The 20,106-nt window shown below is 64.1% G+C and carries 16 protein-coding genes and 2 tRNA genes; 5 read left to right on the forward strand and 13 right to left on the reverse strand.

The genetic code is table 11. From position 1 onward, the window contains the following. Positions 1-50: 50 nt before the first annotated feature. Positions 51-1,109 (reverse strand): selenide, water dikinase SelD, encoded by a 1,059-nt coding sequence (selD, locus tag AC57B5_RS04300; protein ID WP_496398819.1) that lies wholly within the window; start codon positions 1,107-1,109, stop codon positions 51-53. Positions 1,110-1,208: 99 nt separating this feature from the next. On the opposite strand from selD, the gene AC57B5_RS04305 reads away from it, so the two are divergent. The 4 genes from AC57B5_RS04305 to yfiB all read left to right on the forward strand — a co-directional run bounded on the left by AC57B5_RS04305 (position 1,209) and on the right by yfiB (position 4,531). After that, the gene (locus AC57B5_RS04305; protein WP_496398820.1) at positions 1,209-2,057 is read left to right on the forward strand and encodes a GNAT family N-acetyltransferase; all 849 of its coding nucleotides are present in this window, start codon (positions 1,209-1,211) and stop codon (positions 2,055-2,057) included. A 182-nt stretch (positions 2,058-2,239) separates the two neighbouring features. Beyond that, positions 2,240-2,797: a regulatory sequestration protein YfiR gene (yfiR, locus tag AC57B5_RS04310; protein WP_013802668.1), complete on the forward strand. Its 558-nt coding sequence runs from the start codon at positions 2,240-2,242 to the stop codon at positions 2,795-2,797. Then, positions 2,794-4,023: a diguanylate cyclase DgcN/YfiN gene (gene dgcN, locus AC57B5_RS04315; protein WP_013802667.1), complete on the forward strand. Its 1,230-nt coding sequence runs from the start codon at positions 2,794-2,796 to the stop codon at positions 4,021-4,023. The genes yfiR and dgcN overlap by 4 nt, the downstream gene beginning before the upstream one ends. A 1-nt stretch (position 4,024) precedes the next feature. After that, the gene (yfiB, locus tag AC57B5_RS04320; RefSeq protein WP_013802666.1) at positions 4,025-4,531 is read left to right on the forward strand and encodes an outer membrane lipoprotein YfiB; all 507 of its coding nucleotides are present in this window, start codon (positions 4,025-4,027) and stop codon (positions 4,529-4,531) included. 32 nt (positions 4,532-4,563) lie between these two features. On the opposite strand, the gene AC57B5_RS04325 is transcribed toward yfiB, so the two are convergent. Beyond that, positions 4,564-4,654: transfer RNA gene (locus tag AC57B5_RS04325), tRNA-Sec, on the reverse strand. Positions 4,655-4,929: 275 nt separating this feature from the next. Then, a complete protein-coding gene (locus AC57B5_RS04330) occupies positions 4,930-5,658 on the reverse strand; it encodes a DUF4760 domain-containing protein (RefSeq protein ID WP_496398821.1) in 729 nt (242 codons plus the stop codon). Between the two features lie 282 nt (positions 5,659-5,940). On the opposite strand from AC57B5_RS04330, the gene AC57B5_RS04335 reads away from it, so the two are divergent. Continuing rightward, the gene (locus AC57B5_RS04335; RefSeq protein WP_496398822.1) at positions 5,941-6,549 is read left to right on the forward strand and encodes a recombinase family protein; all 609 of its coding nucleotides are present in this window, start codon (positions 5,941-5,943) and stop codon (positions 6,547-6,549) included. A 498-nt stretch (positions 6,550-7,047) separates the two neighbouring features. Here AC57B5_RS04335 and AC57B5_RS04340 read toward each other — a convergent pair whose 3' ends face one another. From AC57B5_RS04340 to AC57B5_RS04385, 10 genes are all read right to left on the reverse strand, one after another. Continuing rightward, positions 7,048-8,094, reverse strand: coding sequence for a site-specific integrase (locus AC57B5_RS04340; protein ID WP_496398823.1), 1,047 nt, complete (start codon positions 8,092-8,094; stop codon positions 7,048-7,050). Next, on the reverse strand, positions 8,037-8,837 hold the full coding sequence (locus AC57B5_RS04345; protein ID WP_496398824.1) for a DUF6538 domain-containing protein: 801 nt from the start codon (positions 8,835-8,837) through the stop codon (positions 8,037-8,039). The genes AC57B5_RS04340 and AC57B5_RS04345 overlap by 58 nt, the downstream gene beginning before the upstream one ends. 21 nt (positions 8,838-8,858) lie before the next feature. Continuing rightward, positions 8,859-8,951: transfer RNA gene (locus tag AC57B5_RS04350), tRNA-Sec, on the reverse strand. Between the two features lie 175 nt (positions 8,952-9,126). After that, positions 9,127-11,058, reverse strand: coding sequence for a selenocysteine-specific translation elongation factor (gene selB / locus AC57B5_RS04355; protein ID WP_496398825.1), 1,932 nt, complete (start codon positions 11,056-11,058; stop codon positions 9,127-9,129). 10 nt (positions 11,059-11,068) lie between these two features. Then, the gene (gene selA / locus AC57B5_RS04360) at positions 11,069-12,547 is read right to left on the reverse strand and encodes an L-seryl-tRNA(Sec) selenium transferase (RefSeq protein ID WP_496398826.1); all 1,479 of its coding nucleotides are present in this window, start codon (positions 12,545-12,547) and stop codon (positions 11,069-11,071) included. Positions 12,548-12,561: 14 nt separating this feature from the next. Then, positions 12,562-13,536 carry a formate dehydrogenase accessory protein FdhE gene (fdhE, locus tag AC57B5_RS04365; RefSeq protein ID WP_496398827.1) on the reverse strand — a complete coding sequence of 325 codons (975 nt, stop codon included), beginning with the start codon at positions 13,534-13,536 and terminating at the stop codon, positions 12,562-12,564. Between the two features lie 206 nt (positions 13,537-13,742). Continuing rightward, on the reverse strand, positions 13,743-14,369 hold the full coding sequence (locus tag AC57B5_RS04370; protein WP_012205324.1) for a formate dehydrogenase subunit gamma: 627 nt from the start codon (positions 14,367-14,369) through the stop codon (positions 13,743-13,745). Further along, positions 14,366-15,295, reverse strand: a complete 930-nt coding sequence (fdxH, locus tag AC57B5_RS04375) for a formate dehydrogenase subunit beta (protein WP_012205325.1) — start codon at positions 15,293-15,295, stop codon at positions 14,366-14,368. Before fdxH ends, AC57B5_RS04370 begins: the two co-directional genes overlap by 4 nt. Before the next feature lie 10 nt (positions 15,296-15,305). After that, positions 15,306-18,371: a formate dehydrogenase-N subunit alpha gene (fdnG, locus tag AC57B5_RS04380; protein WP_496398828.1), complete on the reverse strand. Its 3,066-nt coding sequence runs from the start codon at positions 18,369-18,371 to the stop codon at positions 15,306-15,308. Positions 18,372-18,729: 358 nt separating this feature from the next. Continuing rightward, complete coding sequence (locus AC57B5_RS04385) at positions 18,730-19,893, reverse strand: AI-2E family transporter (protein ID WP_071955586.1); 1,164 nt, start codon at positions 19,891-19,893, stop codon at positions 18,730-18,732. Positions 19,894-20,106 lie beyond the last annotated feature (213 nt).

Raw genomic sequence — 20,106 nt, forward strand, 5'->3', positions numbered from 1 at the left:
AAAAAGCAACGGGGGCCGAGGCCCCCGTTGCTTTTGGAATGCGCTGGCCGTCAGTCCACGATGACGCGCGGCTCGCCCGCCTCCATGCGGCCGACGATGGCGGCACTGCCAAAGCCCTGCTCGGCAAACAGCGCAAGCACCTGATCGGCAACATCCGGCGTGCAGGACACGAGCAGGCCGCCCGCGGTCTGCGGATCGGTCAGCAGCGCGCGCTGCGCATCGGTGATGCCGGCGCCCAGCGCAATCTGCGCGCCATAAGAGGCCCAGTTGCGGCCCGAGGCGCCCGTGATGACGCCCTGCTCGGCAAAGCCCTGCACCGTGGGCAGCACGGGCAGGCTGCGGCTGTCGATGCGTGCCGTGAGGCCCGCGCCGCGTGCCAGTTCCAGGCCGTGGCCCAGCAGGCCGAAGCCCGTCACATCGGTCAGCGCGTGCACGCCGTCCATCTTGCCCAGCGCCGTGCCGGGGCGGTTGAGCAGGGTGGTTGCCTCCACCATGGCGCGGTAGCCGGCCTCGTCCAGCAGGTTCTTCTTGAGTGCGGCCGACAGAATGCCCACGCCCAGCGGCTTGCCCAGGATCAGCACGTCGCCGGCCCGGGCGTCGGCATTGCGCTTCATCTGGCGGGGGTTGACGATGCCTATGCCGACCAGGCCGTAGATGGGCTCGACCGAATCGATGGAGTGGCCCCCGGCCAGCGGAATGCCGGCATCGCGGCAGACCGATTCGCCACCTTCCAGGATCTTGGCAATGGTGTCGTGCGGCAGCACATTGATGGGCATGCCCACGATGGCCAGGGCCATCAGGGGCTGGCCGCCCATGGCGTAGATGTCGGACAGCGCATTCGTCGCGGCGATGCGGCCGAAGTCATACGGGTCGTCCACGATGGGCATGAAGAAGTCCGTGGTCGCCACGATGGCCTGCTCGTCGTTGATGCGGTAGACGGCGGCGTCGTCGGCGGTCTCCGTGCCCACCAGCAGGTCCGGGAAGAACTGCTTGGGCAGCGCGCTCTTGCCGATCAGCTCCGCCAGCAGGCCCGGCGCGATCTTGCAGCCGCAGCCGCCGCCATGGGACAGCGAGGTGAGTCGGGGGGCTTGGGAGGTGTCTGTGGTCATGGAGCAATCCGGCGATCGGCGGCGATCGCAGTAGTGGGAAAGAGTGCCTGCCGCCAGCGCGGCGGCGCGCCATATTATGGGCGGGCACGGCGGGCGGCCATGGTACAAGCGGGCATGTCCAAGTCTTTCACTCATGACCGCGCATCCGTGGAATGCGATCCCGAGACGGTGGTGGGCGTGGAGCAGCGCGGCTTCAACGCCTGGCCAGCCCAGCGCACCGTGCTCTGCGGCGACTGGCTGCTGCGCGCTGCGCAGGGCCATACCAAGCGCGCCAACTCGGCCAATGCCCAGCAGCCCGGCGCCCGCCTTGGCGCCTTGCTGCCGCAGATCGAGGCCTTCTACGAGCGCCAGGGCCTGCCTGCCATCTTTCGTCTCTCGCCCCTGGCAAGTCCCGAGGCGGATGCGCAGCTGGCGCAGGCAGGCTATCTGATGGCCGACCCTTCCCTGGTGATGCGAGCTGCATTGACGGACATGGCGCCGCCAGCGAACGACCACCGCTGGACCCTTGCCATTCAAGCCCAGCCTGGCACGGCCTGGCTGCAGGGCTTTGCCGAGGCCGGCGCCGTGCCGGAGCAGCACAGGCAGGCGCACCACCATATGCTGCAGTCCATTGCCTGGCCCGCCGCATTTGCTTCGCTGCAAGTGGGCGGTGGAGTGGGCGGCGAGGTGGGCGGCGAGGTGGGCGGCGAGGTGGTCGGGTTTGGCCTGGCCGTCGTGGAGCGCGGCTGCGTGGGCCTGTATGACATCGTCATCACGCCTGCGCTGCGCGGCCAGGGACTGGGCCGGGCGTTGGTGCATGGCCTGATGCACTGGGGGCAGACGCAGGGAGCGCAATGGGCCGAACTGCAGGTGCGTGCGCCCAACATGGTGGCGCGCGGGCTGTATGAAAGCCTGGGCTTTCAGGCACTCTACGGCTATCACTACCGGCTGCCTGCCTCTGCGCTTTGATGTGTTGCCGCATTGGCCCATCACGGGCGCCCCGGCGTGACAGTCCCGGCGGCCCGATGGGGTCGATATGTGAAAAAATGCTTCAGTGCGCCAGCGTGGCGCAATGCATGGATATTCCGTTCAAGGAGCCTTGGTTGGCAGCTCGCACACATCGCATACATCACACACACCGCAGGTGGGGCATGGATTGCAGGATCAAAGGCCTGTCTGCCCGGGCCTGGCTGGTCGTGGGCTTGCTGGCCTTGCAGGCCGGGCTGGTGGGGCAGGCACATGCGGAGCCGGCGGCCGATGAGCATGAGCTGGGGGTGACCCGCACCGTCGTAGGCATCCTGGGCTATACGCGCTGGCCCACGGAAAGCCCCGTGCTGCGGCTGTGCGTGGTGGGCTCCACCGAATATGCCGACGACCTGCTCAATGGCGCCCCGCAGACCGTGGGCAGCCAGCGGCTGGAGGTGCGGCGCGTGGTGCCCGTCGACGCGCGCGCCCTGGTCGAATGCGAGGGCATTTATGCCGGCCAGCTCGATGAGGCGGCCTGGCGCAAGCTCATGGAGCAGCTGGCCGGGCGGCCGCTGCTGACCATCAGCGAGCGGGGCGAGCTGTGCCGCATCGGCGCCATGTTCTGCCTGCGCCGCCGTGGCGAGGGCGCGGGCTTCGAGGTCAGCCTCGACTCCGTGGCCCGCAGCGGCCTGCGTGTCAATCCCAAGGTGCTGCAACTGGCGCGCCACAGGACCTTGCCATGAAGTTGTCCCTGTCCGGCAATGCCTCCCTGCGCAACGTGATCCGCCGCGCGCACCTGCGCATGGCGGCGGTGGCCATCGCGCTGGCGGGGGCGCTGCTGCTCATCGTCGGCGTGGCCACCCTGCGCCTGTACCTGTCCAACAACCTGCATCTGGTGGCCCGTTCGCTGGCCTATACGGTCGAGGCATCGCTGGTCTTCGGGGACCGCGACGAGGCCGCCCGCGTGCTGGACCAGCTGCTGCGTGGCGAAGGCGTGGCCCACGCCGAGGTCTTCGATGCCGAGGGCCGCCCGTTCGTGCGGTGGTCGGGCCATGGTGGCTCGGCGCTGTCCAGCATCGGGGAGCTGCTGGCCGTGGGCATTGGCCTGCCGCGCGCCGAGGCCGATGTGCGCCAGGACGGCAGGCTGGTCGGCAGTGTGCAGCTGGCCAGCGATGGCGTGGGCCTGGTCCGCTTCCTGGGCGCAGGTTTCATCGTGCTGGTGCTGTGCGTGGGTGTCAGCGGCTATGTGGGCCTGCGCCAGTCGCGCCGCATGCTGCGCGACATTGCCGAGCCGCTGCAGCAGCTGGCGCGCGTGGCCCGGGCCGTGCGCCATGACCGATCCATGGACCAGCGCGTGCCGCTGGCGCGCATTGCCGAGCTGCGCGAGTTGGGCGACAACTTCAACGCCCTGCTGGCCGAGCTGCAGACGCGCCATGAGCGGCTGCAGCAGCAAAATTCGGCCCTGGAGCGGCAGGCTTCGCGCGACAGCCTGACGGGGCTGGCCAACCGGCTGCATTTCGAGCAGCGACTGCAGCAGGCGCTGGACAGTGCGGCGGAGAGCGGGCAGAAGCTGGCCGTGCTGTTTCTGGACAACGACCGCTTCAAGCAGGTCAACGATGCCTACGGCCATGCCGTGGGCGATGTGCTGCTCAAGGCGGTGGGGGCCCGGCTGCGCTCGCAGGTGCGCGAGACCGATCTGGTCGCCCGCCTGGGTGGCGACGAATTCGCCATCCTGCTCTATCCCATCGGCGGCGGCGGCGACGCGCAGATGGTGCAGGACAAGATAGAGGCCGCCATGCGCGAGCCCCTGGTCGTTGGCGACGGCGTGGTGCTGCAGCCTTCGGTCAGCGCGGGCGTCGCCCTTTTTCCCAAGCATGGCCAGAGCATGGAGACGCTGATGCGCCATGCAGACCAGGCCATGTACCAGGCCAAGGCCATGCGCCAGGCCGAACGAATCACAGGAGGATGACATGTTGAAACGACGGAGCTGGATCCGGATGTGCGGCGCAGGGGCGGCCGCAGTGCTGGCCCTTGCGCTGGTCGGTTGCCAGACGGTGCCGCAGGCGCCGGCCAAGGCGCCGGGGCTGACCGAAGAACAGCAGCAGTTGCTGCGCAGCCAGGGCTTTGCGCAGGCAGACCAGGGCTGGGAGCTGCAGATGTCGGGCAAGCTGCTGTTCGGCTTTGATTCGGCCGAAGTCGGCGCCCAGGCGCGCACCAAGGTGCTGGAGCTGGGCCGTGCCCTCAAGGGCGTGGGCATCGAGCGGCTGCGCGTGGAAGGCCATACGGACGATCGCGGCAGCGATGCCTACAACATGCGCCTGTCGCTGCGCCGCGCAGAGGCCGTGGCCGATGTGCTGGCCGAAGCGGGCCTGGCGCGCCAGGATATCGAGGTCAAGGGTCTGGGCCGCGCCATGCCCGTGGTGCCCAGCGATGCAGCGGAGAACCGCCGCGTGGCCATCGTCGTGCCCTTGCAATAGCCGGAACCTGGCTGGAATCAGAGTCGGGGGATTGGCGGAAAGCAGCAGGAGTCGAACCTACCCAGGAGCGGCTGACGCCCCTGACCGGGTTTGAAGCCCGAACTTTCCACCGGGAAAGCTTCCCGTTCTAAAGTGAATAATCCTTTTGAATCAATGTTTTATATGATTTGTAAAGGCTCTGGAGGTGGTGCTCCTGTATCACTTGCATGTCACATCTGTGGTGTGTGTCTGACCATTGTAGGACTTCAGAAGAGAAATCTTGGAAAAACTCTGTGAGGTCACCTCAATATGTCTTCTGCGTGAGATTCCCCCGTGTGTGGCCCCTGAAGGGGCTCTTCTGGTACTGGATGATGGGGGGCTTGTTTGCTTAGTATTTTTTGGGTACGAATACTATTAAGTTAAGTTTCTCGCATTAATTTAATGAATGCTTTTAGCTCAATCGTTGCTTCTGGGTGATCCTTATATCGCTGAGCTGACCAGTGAACGTAACGCTCAGCAATAGCACTTGCTGTGATCCCCAATGAGGATCTGAAAACGTCTAAATGAATTCGGTCATGCAAGTCCGAAATCCTCACGTAATCAAAGTAGTTCAAAAGAAGGACAACAGAATCTAAAAGTTCTGGGGTCTCATCAACGAGTTTGGATAGGTCGGCTGCGGAGATATCATCCTTTTTGTTGGCGTGAGGCCTAGTGTGTCTTCTGGCCAAAAGCAAGGAGGGTTGGTCCCACTGTGAAATTAGTGAGAATGTATTTTCCATCTTTTGTCTATGCAAAAGATTATCATGTCTAATTTTTTCTTCTCGCTGCCTGGAGTTTTCTAAATCTGAGTCTTGACGCAGTTGTAGGTAAAGCGCTATGTTTGAGATGGATGATAAAATTGCTGTTAGAACAACACCTAGCCCGCCAATCCACAGAAATATGTGCTGTGTAAGCTGTGACTGTTTAATAGCTTCATTTATCTTATTGTCTGAGTTTAGTGTCGCTTGTAGCTGCTGGTAAGATGACCAAGCAAAAAATCCATAAACTAAGACAATTAAAACCAGTGGAGTCCATATCAGTAAGCGGTGCTTGTCGATCCAAAGCCCAAGTCGTTGAGCAGCCCCCATTTTGCCTTCTTTACTGTTCATTTTTCTGCGATAAATAGATTGAAGATGTGTTGTACTGTGCCAATTAATATTCCGCAAGCGTTTAAGGAGTGAGCTACCTAGGAATGCGCATTTATCAAATCGACAGCGCGTCTCATGGGCAGATTGCTTGCCTTGGCGAGTTTACCAATGTAAGGGATTTGTTCACAATCGGTCGTTTACGGTCAGGGGCTCAGAGGGTGTCCAAAAGATAGGGTGAAATTGTTCTGTACATAGTGTAAATTACGGACGTCGTTTAAGTACACCCTTGAGGAGCCCCTTTCGATGTCCACCAGCGCCAGCAGCACCCCTAGAGTCTTCGCTTACTGCCGTGTCTCTACCTCAGACCAGACTACCGCCAATCAGCTACAGGAGATCGCTGCAGCGGGCTTTGAGGTCTTCCCTAGGAGAGCTATCACTGAGACCGTTAGTGGCTCTGTAGCGGCCTCTGAGCGCCCTGGATGGGCCTCCCTGAGGGCCAGGCTGGAGGCTGGGGATGTGGTGGTGGTCACCAAGCTAGATCGCCTGGGAAGGAATGCCATGGATGTACGAGTCACCGTGGATGGTCTCGCTGAGGAGGGTGTGAGGGTCTATTGCCTAGCCCTTGGTGGGATGGACCTCACGAGCCCAGCGGGACGGATGACCATGGGTGTCATTGCCGCTGTAGCTGAGTTTGAGAGAGACCTATTGATCGAGAGGACTCAGGCGGGGCTGTCTAGAGCGAAGGCTGAGGGGAAGTCCTTAGGGAGGCCCAAGAGCTTGAGCGATGAGGAGACTCAGGAGGTCCGCAGGAGGCTGACTGCTGGAGAGGCTGTGGCTGCTATAGCTAGGGCTATGGGGACCAGTAGGCAAACGGTGATGCGTGTGAGGCAGGGTGGTCAAGAGGCAATCTAAATAGCCAACCATACGAGACCTCCAGCGTGGCTCTGTGAGGTACTTTGGTCCGTCTAGTGGCTAGCCTGGGTGCTCTGACATTGGTGCTTCTGAGGGCTATCGATTAACCCACACCATCGAAAAGAGGTGGTGGAAATAACCCACACTATAGAAGGAGGACCCCCGTCTTCCAGAGGAGCCCAACGGCACCGGAGTTCCTGTAGAGAATAACCATCAGCAGATGAAGTTAGTCGACCCCAAAGAGAGCCCGTAATCCAGAAGAGAACCGAAAGAGACCCATAAGAGACCCCTACAGAGCAAGAGACCCTACATAGATGTACATCATCACAGAGGAGAATCCTGATCCTACGGAGAGCCCATAAGAGTACCTATAGGGGGGAACATTTAACCCACACCATAAAGGACTTGAGCTCGATTAAAGGGTCTCCATCTTAAGGATCATCGGTACTCTTGAGGAGACCTCCTCCTGCGCCAGCAAACTGCCAGCTAAAAGCACTCTCAGGAGTCCTCTACAGGCTCACTACTGGCTCTTTTGGTCTTGCCTGTGGGGTATGCCCTCGGGAGGCTAACGGCGCTGTAGGAGAGCTTCTGGATGGCATTCTGTAGGTCTTCCATTTTCAGGTGTGTGTAGATCTTCCGGCCTGTGGACCCTCCAGGCTCATGACCGGTGAGGGCGTCCATGATCTTCTCCGAGACCTCAGCCTTAGCTAATCGGGTTCTGACTGTGTGCCTCAGGGAATGGAAGTCCAGCCATTGACCATTCAGCCCCGGGAGGCGCTTCCGGTAGTCGCTAAACCACGAGCTGGCGGTATTCCTGTTCAGGAGGGGCCACAAACTGCCCTGTGGGTCCCTCTTGCGGACCTCATCTGCATAGTCCAGAAGACCCAGCCGGATCAGTTCGCAGTGAATAGGGATTGACCTCCGGGAGGCTTCAGACTTCAAGCTCTGGCCCTCTCCCTCATCGGTGATTCGAATGACCTGGATTCCATCCTCTTCGGTGATGTCTGAGACCTGTAGCTGGGTCAGCTCTCTCATTCGGGCTCCAGTGTAGATACCGAGAATAGGGAGCCAGTAGGCTGCTGGACCTCCTCCCTTGCGGTCCTCTGGTGGGATCGCATAGGACTGGTGAAGCGGTTGACTGAATAGTGTCTCTAGCTCATGGTCTTTCCAGGGCACCCGTGTGACCTTCTTGGGAACCTCAATGGTGAGTTTCTCCCATGGGTTCCTCTGGATGACCTCCAGCTCTTGGGCAGCGAACCGCAGCAATGAGGAGACATACATCAAATGATTCTTGGCAGCCTTTGGGCCGAAGGGTCTGGCGGGCTCCTGTAGCCATGCTTTAAAGGCGCTCCCGTTGGCTCTGGTGATCTCCTGGATGTACAGGGGTGAGCCTAGACACTCCTCTGCGAGACCCAAAGCCCGAGAGCTGGCCTGCGTGGCGTCATTGGACTTCGGGGCAGCCTTCAGCCAGCGGTCCCGTATCTCCTTCAGCGTGTAGTGCTTGCTTGGAGAGGGTGCTGCCTGTGGAGTGCGAGGAAGGCCCATAGGAGCCTCAGGGAGGGTTCTAGGGGTCTGGATAATGGTGGGTGGCTATCTGTGCTTAAAAGCTCTCCTGCGTCCATCCTGGAGGTTTCCTGCCATGCTTGCCGGTATGAACTCAGGTATGCCAGGAGAGCATCCTTCAAGCCTTCGGTCTCCTCGGTTACGGTGAAACCTAGCGCCAGCGCATCAGCCTGGAGGATTGGCAGGACATTCCGAAGGTTCAGACCAGCAAGAGCCCTCCCAGCAGCCTTGGACTCCGTAGTGTTGTGAGTGGTTAGAGCATGTAGCTCCCAGTCACTGAGGCCCTCTAGAGGGCTTCTTTCGGGCAGTGGGATAGACCCATCTGGGCTCCGCATCAGAGGTAGAACCACCAGTGACAGGGCTCGGAGGATGGGGTCATTTCCTTCCCTTCGGTGCTGGTCAGCCTGGAGGACACGTCTACGGGCTCCTTCGGCCAGGACTTGCAACAGTTCAGGAGTGATGACCTCCAGAGCCTGGGGATTGAGAGCCTTGCGCTTGGTCTCAAACTCCTCTAGCCATTCGGCTCTCAAGCGGAGACCCTTTCGGACTGCCTCAGCCTTGTCGCTGGTGCGCAGGGACGGGTTAACTCTGGGCTTGCCGTAGTGTGCCTGGAGGTCCTCTGGGATGAGCACCCGCAGGTAGTAGCGGGAGCCCCTGAGGTTAAGACCCTCAACTGTTGCCATCTCATCTTCTCCAGTGGGGAGGTTCTGGGGGAGATGTGTCATGGTCATGTATCACTTAGGGGGCGGAAAGCAGCAGGAGTCGAACCTACCCAGGAGCGGCTGACGCCCCTGACCGGGTTTGAAGCCCGGGCGCACCACCGGGTGCGTATGCTTTCCTTCTGGATGTTGGGCACCCCCTGAGGCGCTTACGCGCCTTCCCCCTCTCTACCCGCTTCGCGGGGGAGGGGGACGACGCCATCGCCGCGAGGCGGCTCTTGCTCGGCGTCCCTGGGTTGGGCCGCGCCGCTGCAAGCGGTATGTCCCAAGCCGGACATTGTAGCGGCCCCTTGCCTCAGATTCTTGCTGTGGCACCAGTGGTCCACTGCACATCGGGACGCAGCAGGTGGGCGTCGCGCAGGCGGCGGGTGTAGCCGATGCGGTCGAAGAATTCGAGGATCTGGATGGCGCGTTTGCGGCCCAGGCCGGTGGCGTCGCGGAAGGCGTGGGCCTGGATTTCGGCGTTGGGGGTGGAGGAGGCCAGCTCGCGGACCAGGGCCGCGAGTTCGTCCATGCGGGCTGCCGTGTAGAACAGGTCCTTGGTGACTTGGAACAATTGGCCCTGGCGTGCGAGCTTGCGCAGCAGCTGGCGCACGGTTTCCTCGCCGGTGGCGCTGTCGCGGGCCAGGTCGCGCACCCAGGGCGGGTCGTAGCGGCCGGCCTCGATGGCGGGCAGCAGTTTCTGGGCGATCTGCGTTTCACTGTCCGACAACTGCACGCTGTGGCCGGGCAGGTGCAGCCAGGCGCCGCTGGCGGCCAGGCTGCCGTCCTGCAGCAGGGCTTGCAACAGGCCTTTCCACAGCGCGTCATGCCCTGCATGCACCAGGCCCGACAGTGCCATGCGGCGCAGGCGTGCGGCGTTCACGCCGGGCTCGTCGGGGCTTTTGTCGTGGAAGCGCGCCATGCTGTCCAGCACCTGGTTGCGCAGCTGCTGCAAGCGTGCCTCGCCCAGCAGCAGCGTATCGCCCTCGGCCAGGGGGAGGCGGTGCAGGCGGGCATCCGTGGCCACCGATGCGCGGCCCGTCAGGCGCATGAGCTGCGACATGGCAATGCCGTGCGCCGCGCCTTGCACCAGCGCGCTGGCATCCCCGGTGGCAATCAGCGATTCCAGCGCCTGCAGATAGGCCGTGCGCTCGGGGCTGCGGCGCTTGCGTGCGGGTGCAAAGGGGTCGATGACGCTGCCGCCGGCAATGGTGCGGCTGGCCTGGGCATTGCGCACGATGAGCCGGTCGCCGGGTTGGGCATGTACGGGCATGTCCAGCACCAGTTGGACGATGGCCTGTTCGCCCGGGCCCAGCGGCTGGTCCTGCAGCAGGGCCACGTGGGCCGTGCAGCGCGCCGTACCGATGTGCACATGCACAGGCGTCCATTGGGCCAGTGATGGCGCATCGGCCAGCAGTTGCAGGCGCACGTCGATGCGGTCGCTGGCCTGCAGCAGCCGTGCGTCGGCGATCCAGTCGCCGCGCGTGATGGCTTCCTTGGCAATGCCCGACAGGTTGAGCGCGCAGCGCTGGCCGGCCAGGCCCTGTTCGCTGGCCTGGTTCTGGGCATGCAGGCTGCGCACGCGCACCTCGGTGCCCGAGGCCGAGTGCACCAGCGTGTCGCCCACTTTCACCTGGCCGCCGAACACGGTGCCCGTGACCACGGTGCCCTGGCCAGGCAGCGTGAAGCTGCGGTCCACGGCCAGGCGGAACAGCCCGTCGCTGGCCCGCGCGGGAATGGACTGGGCGCGTGCCATGAGGTGCTCGCGCAACTGCGCCACGCCTGCGTCGTCAGGCAGGGCTGCCGCGGTAGGGAAGACCGGCGCGCCGGCCAGCGGCGTGGGGGCCAGCAGGGCCCCGATCTCGGCGCGCACCTGCTGCAGCCGCTCGGGCGTGGCGCGGTCGGCCTTGGTCAGCGCCACGGTGGCTTCGCGCACGCCCAGCAGCTGCAGGATGTCCAGGTGCTCGCGCGTTTGCGGCATGACGCCGTCGTCGGCGGCCACCACCAGCAGGGCATGGTCTATGCCCACGGCGCCCGCGGCCATGGTGTGCACGAATTTTTCGTGGCCGGGCACGTCGATGATGCCCAGCACCTCGCCATTGGGCAGCGGCGTGTAGGCATAGCCCAGCTCGATGGAGATGCCGCGCGCCTTCTCTTCCTTGAGGCGGTCGGTGTCCACGCCCGTGAGCGCGCGCACCAGGGTGGTCTTGCCGTGGTCGATGTGGCCGGCGGTGCCGATGATCATGCGTTCGTCCTCAGGCGATGTGCAGCAGCGGCAGCTGTTCGGTGAAGGCAGGCTCGTCGGCCGCTTCCAGGCAGCGCAGGTCCAGCCACAGCGCGTCGTCATGCAGCCGGCCGATGACGGGGCGGGGCAGGCTTCGCAGGCCGGCCTCCAGCCGGGTGAGCTGGCGGCCGGCCTGGCGACCGTCGGCCGGATGCAGGCGCAGGCCCCAGCTGGGCAGGTTTTCCACGGGCAGGGCGCCGCTGCCGATCTGGCTGTTCATCTCGGCGGTTTCCACCACATAGCGGCTGCCCAGCGCCTGCTGCACCAGCGGCTGCAGCGCCTGCGCGCGGGCCTGCATGTCGGCCTGGGGCCGCGTGAACAGGCGCAGCGTGGTCAGGCGCTCAGCCAGCTTTTCGGGGTGCAGGTACAGGCGCAGCGTAGGCTCCAGCGCGGCCAGGGTGAGTTTGCTCACGCGCAGTGCGCGCTTGAGCGGATGTTTCTTGATGCGGGCGATCAGGTCCTTGCGGCCCACGATCAGGCCGGCCTGCGGGCCGCCCAGCAGCTTGTCGCCGCTGAAGGTGACGATGTCGGCGCCCGACTCGATGGTCTCGCGCACCGTGACCTCGTAGGGCAGGCCCCATTCGCGCAGATCGACCAGGGTGCCGCTGCCCAGGTCCACCACCATCTGCAGGCCGTGCGCATGGGCAATGGATGCCACCTCCGCGTCGCTCATGGCCTTGGTGAAGCCGGTGATGGCGTAGTTGCTGCAATGCACCTTCATGAGCAGGCCGGTGTGTTCGCCGACAGCGCCTTCGTAGTCGCGCGCATGGGTGCGGTTGGTGGTGCCCACCTCGACCAGGGTGGCGCCTGCGCGCGTCATCACGTCGGGAATGCGGAAGGCGCCGCCGATCTCCACCAGCTCGCCGCGCGAGACGATGACCTCGCGCCCGGCCGCCAGCGTGGCCAGGGTCAGCAGCACGGCGGCGGCGTTGTTGTTGACCACGGTGCAGGCCTCGGCGCCCGTGAGTTCGCAGACCAGGGATTCGATCAGGTCGTCGCGGTCGCCACGGCCGCCGTCCTCCAGGTCGTACTCCAGGTTGGCCGGCGCCGTCATGGCGGCCACCACGGCGTCCACCGCCTCCTGCGGCAGCAGGGCGCGGCCCAGGTTGGTGTGCAGCACCGTGCCCGTGAGATTGAAGACCGTGCGCAGCCGGGGCGCAAAGCGCCGAGCCAGGCGCAGGCCGGCCGCCTGCACCACCTCAGTGATGCCTGGCGCGCCTGCATCGGGCTCGCCCGACCGCAGCCGCTCCTGCGCATCGGCCCGCATCTGCGCCAGGGATTCGCGCACGGCCTGGGTGCAGGCATCGAGGCCGTGGCGCTCGCGCAGCGCGAGCATGTCGGCGCTCAGCAGCACCTTGTCCACGGCAGGCAGGCGCAGCGCGGATGGGGCAGGGGCGGCGGCAGGGGAGGCGGCAGAGGGGGCGGCAGAGGGGGCGGCGGTATCGGTCATGGCGTGCGAAAGGGTCAGGCAGCAGGCGTGGCGGGGTCGATCAGCGCATCGCCGGCCTCATCCTGCTCCTCGGCAAAGGCCACGTAGAGCAGGGGATTGGCGCTGGCGCGCTGAAAGCGCGTCTCCTCGCCCATCAGCAGGTCCAGCATCAGCGAGGCCATGTCGTCGGCCAGGGGCTCGGCCATCGGGTCCTTTTCCTGGTTGATCACCTTGCGGTAGCTGCCGCATTCCTCGCAGGTCTCGGCCAGCACGGTATCGCCTGCGCCATCGATGCCCTGGTACTCGACGCCCTTGGTCGACTCGCAGTGGGAGCACTTGACGCGCACCATGTGCCACTCCGTGCAGCAGGTGCCGCAGTGCAGGTAGCGGTGGCCTGCGGCCTTGCCGCCGATGCGCAGCACGCTGGCCACGGGCTCGCTGGCGCAGACGGGGCAGATCGAGGCGGGATCGGTATAGGGCACGTCGCGTGCGCTCAGGCCGCTGGCGCGCGTGGCAAACACCACTTGCAGTGCAGCCATCACAAAAGGCGCCATGCCTACGTGGCGGGCCGCCACTTCCTTTTGCAGCAGCCGCTGCGCGATCTCGTCACGCCCGGCCGTGTCCAGCGCGCGCAGCTCCTGCAGCAGCGGCTGCAGCGGCGCAGGCAGGCCATCGGCGCCCGACAGGGTATCGAGCATGCGGTCCAGCACACCGTGCCAGGCGGCATCGATATGGTCGGCGGCAGGCAGCAGCGGCATCGAATGCTCCTGCGCCCGCGCGATCAGCGCCGCATCGGGCGCGGCCAGCGTCAACTGCCCGGCCGCTTTGCCCTGCGCGTCCACGATCTGCGCCACGAACCGCAGGTAATCGGCAATCGGATTGCCCTCGGCCAGCTGCCGCAGCCGCGCCGCCCGCTCGACGAACAGCCCCGGCAACTGCGGCAGCAGCACGCGCGGAAAACTGGTGTGATCCAGCGACTCGATATCGCCAGGTTGAAGAATGCGTTGCATTGGAATGAATCCCAAAAAAACAGCCGCCCGGATCGCTGGGCGGCTGGGTGCTCAGGCTGATGCCTAGTATGACGCCATGTCTGTGAAAACTGGCGCGGCCCAAGGCGAGGGGCACCGAGGAAGGGCCGCCCCGCACCGAGGGTGCCGTCCCCCTCCCTCGCGCAGCGAGTAGAGAGGGGGAAGCGGCGTAAGCCGCTCAGGGGGTGTCAGTCATTATCCCCGGTCATCTTGCGATACCACCCCCGGTGATGCTGCTTGGCCCAGGCCCGCGTCACCGTGCCGTACAGCATGGCGCGGATGGTGCCCCGGGTCCAGATGGCCGCGTACACGTGCATGATGATCAGGCCGATCATCCACACGCCCGCAATGGCATGCACCACCGAGGCGGCGCGCACCACGTTGACGGGCAGCGTCCACCAGGCGCGCCACATGAGCGCGCCGGTCACGGTGATCGCCAGCATGCCGATGACCAGGCCCCAGAACAGCAGCTTCTGGCCGCCGTTGTACTTGCCCTGCTCGGGCATGTCGTGGTCGTCGCCGTCGATCATCTTGTTGACGTTCTTGAGCCACTCGATGTCGCGCGGCTCGACCACGTTCAGGCGCCAGAAGCGCAGCGCCATGATGATGAAGAACAGCGCCATCACCACCCCGATGTAGGGGTGCAGGATGCGCGTCCACGGCCCGCCGCCGAACAGCTGAGTGAGCGGGAAGAAGGCCGGGTGGAAGAACGCCAGGCCCGACAGCGCCAGCAGGATGAAGCAGATGCCGACCACCCAGTGGTTGGCACGCTCCGATGCGTTGTAGCGCACCAGGTCACGTGGGTTGCGTTTCATCGGCGGGCCTCCTTTTCAGCGGCTTCCTGGTCCTTGCGGTCCATTTCGTCTTCCAGTTCCTTGGACACGTCGTTCGGGCCCTTGGTGATGTAGTGGAACAGACTGCCGACGGCAGCTGCACCCAGCGCGGCCATGGCCAGCGGCTTGGCAACGCCCTTCCACAGGGACACCATGGGGCTGATCTTCGGGTCGTCGGGCAGGCCCTTGTACAGCGAAGGCTTGTCTGCGTGATGCAGCACGTACATCACATGGGTGCCGCCCACGCCCTGCGGGTCATAGAGGCCCGCCTCGGCATAGCCGCGCCGCTTGAGGTCGCCGATGCGGTGCTCGGCCTGGTCCTTCATCGCCTCCTTGGTGCCAAACATGATGGCGCCCGTGGGGCAGGTCTTGACACAGGCAGGCTCCCGGCCGACGGCCACGCGGTCCGAGCACAGCGTGCACTTGTAGGCCTTGTGGTCCTTCTTGGAGATGCGCGGGATGTTGAACGGGCAGCCCGTGACGCAGTAGCCGCAGCCCACGCACTGGTCCTGCTGGAAGTCCACGATGCCGTTGCTGTACTGCACGATGGCGCCCGGCGAGGGGCAGGCCTTCAGGCAGCCCGGGTCCTCGCAGTGCATGCAGCCGTCCTTGCGGATCAGCCACTCCAGGTTGCCGGTCGCTTCGTTCTCGTACTCGGTAAAGCGCATGACGGTCCACGACTGATCGGTCAGATCGGTCGGGTTGTCATAGACGCCGGCCGCGCAGGTTCCGATTTCGTCGCGCAGGTCGTTCCACTCCATGCAGGCGGTCTGGCAGGCCTTGCACCCGATGCACTTGGAGACATCGATGAGCTTGGCCACCTCGCCGCTGTGCGTTTCGCGCGCACTGGGAGCAGGCGTCGTCGTGGCCGAGCGACGCTTGATATCGAGAGACATGGTTGATGACATCAGCTGCTCCTTAAACCTTTTCCACCTTCACGAGGAAGGTCTTGGATTCCGGGGTAAGGCTGTTGCCATCGCCCACCGATGCCGTCAGGTTGTTGGCCATGTAGCCCTTGCGGCCCGTCGACGAGAAGCCCCAGTGAATGGGCACGCCCACGTGGTGGATGGTCTTGCCATCGATCTTCATGGGCTTGATGCGCTTGGTCACCACGGCGGCGGCCTTGACGAAGCCGCGCTTGGAGCTGACCTTCACATGCTGGCCGGTCTCGATGCCCAGTTCCTTGGCCAGCGCCTCGCCGATTTCCACGAACTGCTCGGGCTGAACGATGTTGTTCAGCTGAACGTGCTTGGTCCAGTAGTGGAAGTGCTCGGTCAGGCGGTACGTCGTGCCCACGTGCGGGAACTCGCTGGGCGAGCCCGCCGAATCCTTGACGGAGTCGAAGATCCGCGTGGCCGGGTTGATGACCGCCAGCTTGTTGTCGGGATACATGGGGTTGTATCCCAGCGGGTTGTCAAAGGCCTCGTAGTGGGTGGGGAACGGTCCCTCGTTCATGCCCTTGCGGGCGAAGAAGCGCGCCACGCCCTCGGGGTTCATGATGAACGGATCGGTGGTCTCCGGCGGCATGGTCGGGCCCATATCGGGCACGTCGGCACCGCCCCAGGCCTTGCCGTTCCAGCGGATCAGCGTGCGCTTGGGATCGAACGGCTGGCCGTTGCGGTCGCAGGAGGCGCGGTTGTAGAGCACGCGGCGGTTGGCCGGCCAGGCCCAGGCCCAGTTCAGCGTGTTGCCGATGCCCGTGGGGTCGCTGTTGTCGCGCCGGGCCATCTGGTTGCCGGACGAGGTCCAGCAGCCGGCCCAGATCCAGCAGCCGCCCATCGTCGTGCCGTCGTCGCGCATCTCGCCGAAGCCGGCCAGCTGCTCGCCGGCCTTGCGGATGAGCTTGGTCGGGTCCTTGGGGTCGAACAGGTCCACCAGCGCGCGGCCGTTGTACTCCTTGGCGATCTCTTCCGAGGTCGGATGATCGGCATGGGCGTAGGGCCACCACAGCTTGGTGATCGGCTCGGGGAACTTGCCGCCGTCCTTCTCATAGGCCTGCTTCAGGCGCAGGTGCAGGGCCGTCATGATGGCAATGTCGGTCTTGGCCTCGCCCGGGGGCTCGGCCGCCTTCCAGTGCCACTGCAGCACGCGCGAGGAGCTGACGACGGCGCCGTCTTCCTCGGCAAAGCAGGTCGTGGGCAGGCGGAACACCTCGGTCTGGATCGATGCCGGATCCACGTCGTTGAACTCGCCGTGGTTCTGCCAGAACTCCGATGTCTCGGTGACCAGCGGGTCCATGATCACCAGGAACTTCAGCTTCTTGAGGCCTTCGCGCACATTGTTGCTGTTCGCAAGGGCCGCCAGCGGGTTGAAGCCCTGGGCGATGTAGCCGTTGATCTTGCCCTGCGCCATCAGGTCGAACACCTGCAGCATGTCGTACTGCCTGTCCAGCTTGGGCAGGTAGTTGAAGGCCCAGTTGTTCTCGGCCGTGGCCGCCGGTCCCCACCAGGCCTTCATCAGGCTCACGTGGAACTTGGGCGTGTTCGACCAGTAGTTCATCTGGCCTGGGCGCATGGCTTTGGGCGTGCGCGCGTCGATGTACTTCTGGTAGTCCTGCTCGCCTTCGTTGGGCAGCGTCAGGTAGCCGGGCAGCGAGGCCGACAGGATGCCCAGGTCCGTCAGGCCCTGGATGTTGGAGTGCCCGCGCAGCGCGTTCATGCCGCCGCCGGCCACGCCGATATTGCCCAGCAGCAGCTGGACCATGGCGCCCGTGCGCAGGATCTGCGCGCCCGTGGTGTGCTGTGTCCAGCCCAGTGCGTACAGGATGGTCGCGACGCGACCCGGTACGGCGGTCGATGCCAGCTTCTCGCACACGTGCAGGAATTTTTCCTTGGGCGTGCCGCAGGCGCTCTCCACCTTCTCGGGCGTGTAGCTGGCGTAGTGGCGCTTGAGCCATTGGTACACGCAGCGCGGATGCTGCAGGCTGGCGTCCACCTTCACGTAGCCGTCGGCGTCGAGCTCATAGTCCCAGCTGGACTTGTCGTATTTGCGTGTCTGCGGGTCGTAGCCCGAGAAGATGCCTTCGTCGAACGCAAACTCCTCCTTCACGATGTACGAGAAGTCGGTGTAGTTCCTCACGTATTCGTGATGGATCTTGTCGTTCGTCAGCAGATAGTTGATCACGCCACCCAGGAACACGATGTCCGAGCCCGACCGGATGGGGGCATAGAAATCGGCCACGGAGGCGGAGCGGTTGAAGCGCGGATCGACCACCATGAAGTGCGCACCGTTGTGCTCCTTCGCTTCGGTCACCCACTTGAAACCGCAGGGATGTGCTTCAGCGGCATTGCCGCCCATGATCAGGATAACGTCCGCGTTCTTGATGTCGACCCAATGGTTCGTCATCGCTCCACGGCCAAACGTCGGGGCAAGACCTGCCACCGTCGGGCCGTGTCAGACACGTGCTTGGTTATCGAGTGCGAGCAGGCCCCAGGAACGGGCAACCTTGTGTGTGACGTAACCGGCTTCGTTGCTGGAGGCCGAGGCGGCCAGCATGCCGGTGGTCAGCCAGCGGTTCACCGTCTGGCCCTTGTCGTTTTGCTCGACGAAGTTCGCGTCGCGATCGTCCTTGAGCAGCTTGGTGATGCGCGTCAGCGCCTCGTCCCAGGACATGCGCTTCCACTCGTTGGAGCCGGGGGCGCGGTACTCGGGGTACTTCAGGCGGTGCGGGCTGTGGACGAAGTCCAGCAGCGAGGCGCCCTTGGGGCACAGCGTGCCGCGGTTGACGGGGTGGTCCGGATCACCCTCGACGTGGATCACCGACAGCTTGGCGTTCTTGACGCCGTCGCTCAGCGAATACATCAGGATGCCGCAGCCTACCGAGCAGTAGGTACAGGTCTGGCGGGTGACCGTGGTGGCGGCCAGCTTGAACTGGCGCACTTCAGCCAGGGCGGCAGTGGGCGAGAAGCCCATCAACGCCAGGCTGGATCCGGCCAGAGTCGAACCAGTCACTTTCATGAACTGGCGTCTGGAGAATTGGACCATGTGGGGTACCTTCTAATAGAAATTGACGCTTGTAAGCAAATTCTACGAGTGCACCCCGGAATCAATCCGGGAAATAACCCTTAATCCTGAGTCGCCCTGTGCGGCATTCGCGCGCAAGCTCCACGCCAGGCCTTGCTGCGCGGGGCTTGCCGGGGCGCCGCCCGGCGGGATCATCAGTTGAAATGATTATCTGGATTCAGGGCTTCGGACATTTTGTTTTATATCAATCCGCCATTCATTGAGTGGATGAATGAGGTCGATGGATCCAGGCTATTGCGCGAATGCGATCCATTTGCACCCATTGAATGCCTGGAAATGGATTTCCGGCCCCCGTCCAGAGGGAGGGGCCGGAGCAGGCTCAGCGTGCCGGCGGGCGCGGATCGTGCGGTGCTTGCTTGAGGTCCATATCATCCGATGCCTGATATTCAGCATGCGCCAAACCTGCCTGGGCAAGTTGGCGGCGCTTTTCCTCATCCTGCACTTGCATGCGCGAGAACATGTCCCAGATCGCCATGAACAGGGCCGCGATCACGGGGCCTATCACAAAACCCGTCAGTCCGAAGAGAGCCATGCCGCCCAGCGTCGAGATCAGCACGATGTAGTCGGGCATCTTCGTGTCCTTGCCCACCAGCAAGGGGCGCAGCACGTTGTCCACCAGTCCGATCACCAGCACGCCGTAGGCGATCAGGATCAGACCCTTGCCCATGGCACCGGTGGCCAGGAAGTAGATGGCCACAGGGGCCCAGATCAGGCCGGCGCCCACGGCGGGCAGCAGCGACAGGAAGGCCATCACCACGCCCCACAGCACGGGCCCCTGGATGCCCAGAATCCAGAAGATCAGCCCGCCCAGCGCGCCCTGGGCGGCCGCCACGGCCAGGTTCCCCTTGACGGTGGCACGGATCACGGTGGTGAACTTGCTCGACAGTTCGGCCTTGTGGTCGGCCTGCAGCGGAATCGCCATGCGGATGCGCTGGGTCAGGTCACGGCCGTCGCGCAGCAGGAAAAACAGCAGGTACAGCATCACGCAAAAGCCCACCAGGAAGCCGAACGTGTTCTGGCCTATGCCCAGCGCCTTGGTGGCGGCCAGCTTGGAGGCCTGCATGGCGATGCTGGACAGCTTGTCCTGCAGCTCGGCCAGCGAACCCAGGTGCAACCGCTCCAGCCAGGGTGTGACCCAGGAGGGCAGGGCGTCCATGATCTGTTGCAAATAGGTGCCTGCATCCAGGTTGCCGCTGTTGACGCGCTCATAGATCAACGAGGCCTCGCGCACCAGGGAGGCGCCGATCAGCGCCAGCGGCAGGATGGCCACGACCAGGCACAGCAGCAGGGTGGACAGGGCGGCGAGATTGGTGCGCCGGGGCATGCGCGCCAGCAGGCGCCGGTGCAGCGGCGAGAACAGGATGGCCAGGGCGACGCCCCAGAAGATGGCCCCCATGAATTCCCAGAGCACGGCACCGAAGCCGATGGTCGCCGCGATCAGCAGCAGCATGAAAGTGCGTTTGTGTAAGGGCAGCAGGTTCATCTGTCGGTCCGTTCGGAAGATGCGCCAATGTACGCGACTGCGGGAACTCCCGGAGGGTCCAGGTAATCGCTTGGTAACTGCCCTGCTGCGATGTTTGAACGGTGGCACAATGGCGGTCGCAACCAGGCCCTTCCCCAGCCACAGTCGCATCCGCCAATCGGTACAGCCGTGTCGCGGAAGGTTCTACAAACCAGCTAATGCCTCCTTCAGGGA

Source organism: Delftia sp. BGA-UO-ETr-SB1, from assembly GCF_059567865.1.

Excerpts from the sequence above, each read along its gene's own strand:
- selD (WP_496398819.1), bottom strand. The coding sequence starts at position 1,109 with ATGACCACAGACACCTCCCAAGCCCCCCGACTCACCTCGCTGTCCCAT.
- AC57B5_RS04305 (WP_496398820.1), top strand. The coding sequence starts at position 1,209 with ATGGTACAAGCGGGCATGTCCAAGTCTTTCACTCATGACCGCGCATCC.
- yfiR (WP_013802668.1), top strand. The coding sequence starts at position 2,240 with ATGGATTGCAGGATCAAAGGCCTGTCTGCCCGGGCCTGGCTGGTCGTG.
- dgcN (WP_013802667.1), top strand. The coding sequence starts at position 2,794 with ATGAAGTTGTCCCTGTCCGGCAATGCCTCCCTGCGCAACGTGATCCGC.
- yfiB (WP_013802666.1), top strand. The coding sequence starts at position 4,025 with ATGTTGAAACGACGGAGCTGGATCCGGATGTGCGGCGCAGGGGCGGCC.
- AC57B5_RS04330 (WP_496398821.1), bottom strand. The coding sequence starts at position 5,658 with ATGAACAGTAAAGAAGGCAAAATGGGGGCTGCTCAACGACTTGGGCTT.
- AC57B5_RS04335 (WP_496398822.1), top strand. The coding sequence starts at position 5,941 with ATGTCCACCAGCGCCAGCAGCACCCCTAGAGTCTTCGCTTACTGCCGT.
- AC57B5_RS04340 (WP_496398823.1), bottom strand. The coding sequence starts at position 8,094 with ATGGGCCTTCCTCGCACTCCACAGGCAGCACCCTCTCCAAGCAAGCAC.
- AC57B5_RS04345 (WP_496398824.1), bottom strand. The coding sequence starts at position 8,837 with ATGACACATCTCCCCCAGAACCTCCCCACTGGAGAAGATGAGATGGCA.
- selB (WP_496398825.1), bottom strand. The coding sequence starts at position 11,058 with ATGATCATCGGCACCGCCGGCCACATCGACCACGGCAAGACCACCCTG.
- selA (WP_496398826.1), bottom strand. The coding sequence starts at position 12,547 with ATGACCGATACCGCCGCCCCCTCTGCCGCCCCCTCTGCCGCCTCCCCT.
- fdhE (WP_496398827.1), bottom strand. The coding sequence starts at position 13,536 with ATGCAACGCATTCTTCAACCTGGCGATATCGAGTCGCTGGATCACACC.
- AC57B5_RS04370 (WP_012205324.1), bottom strand. The coding sequence starts at position 14,369 with ATGAAACGCAACCCACGTGACCTGGTGCGCTACAACGCATCGGAGCGT.
- fdxH (WP_012205325.1), bottom strand. The coding sequence starts at position 15,295 with ATGTCATCAACCATGTCTCTCGATATCAAGCGTCGCTCGGCCACGACG.
- AC57B5_RS04385 (WP_071955586.1), bottom strand. The coding sequence starts at position 19,893 with ATGAACCTGCTGCCCTTACACAAACGCACTTTCATGCTGCTGCTGATC.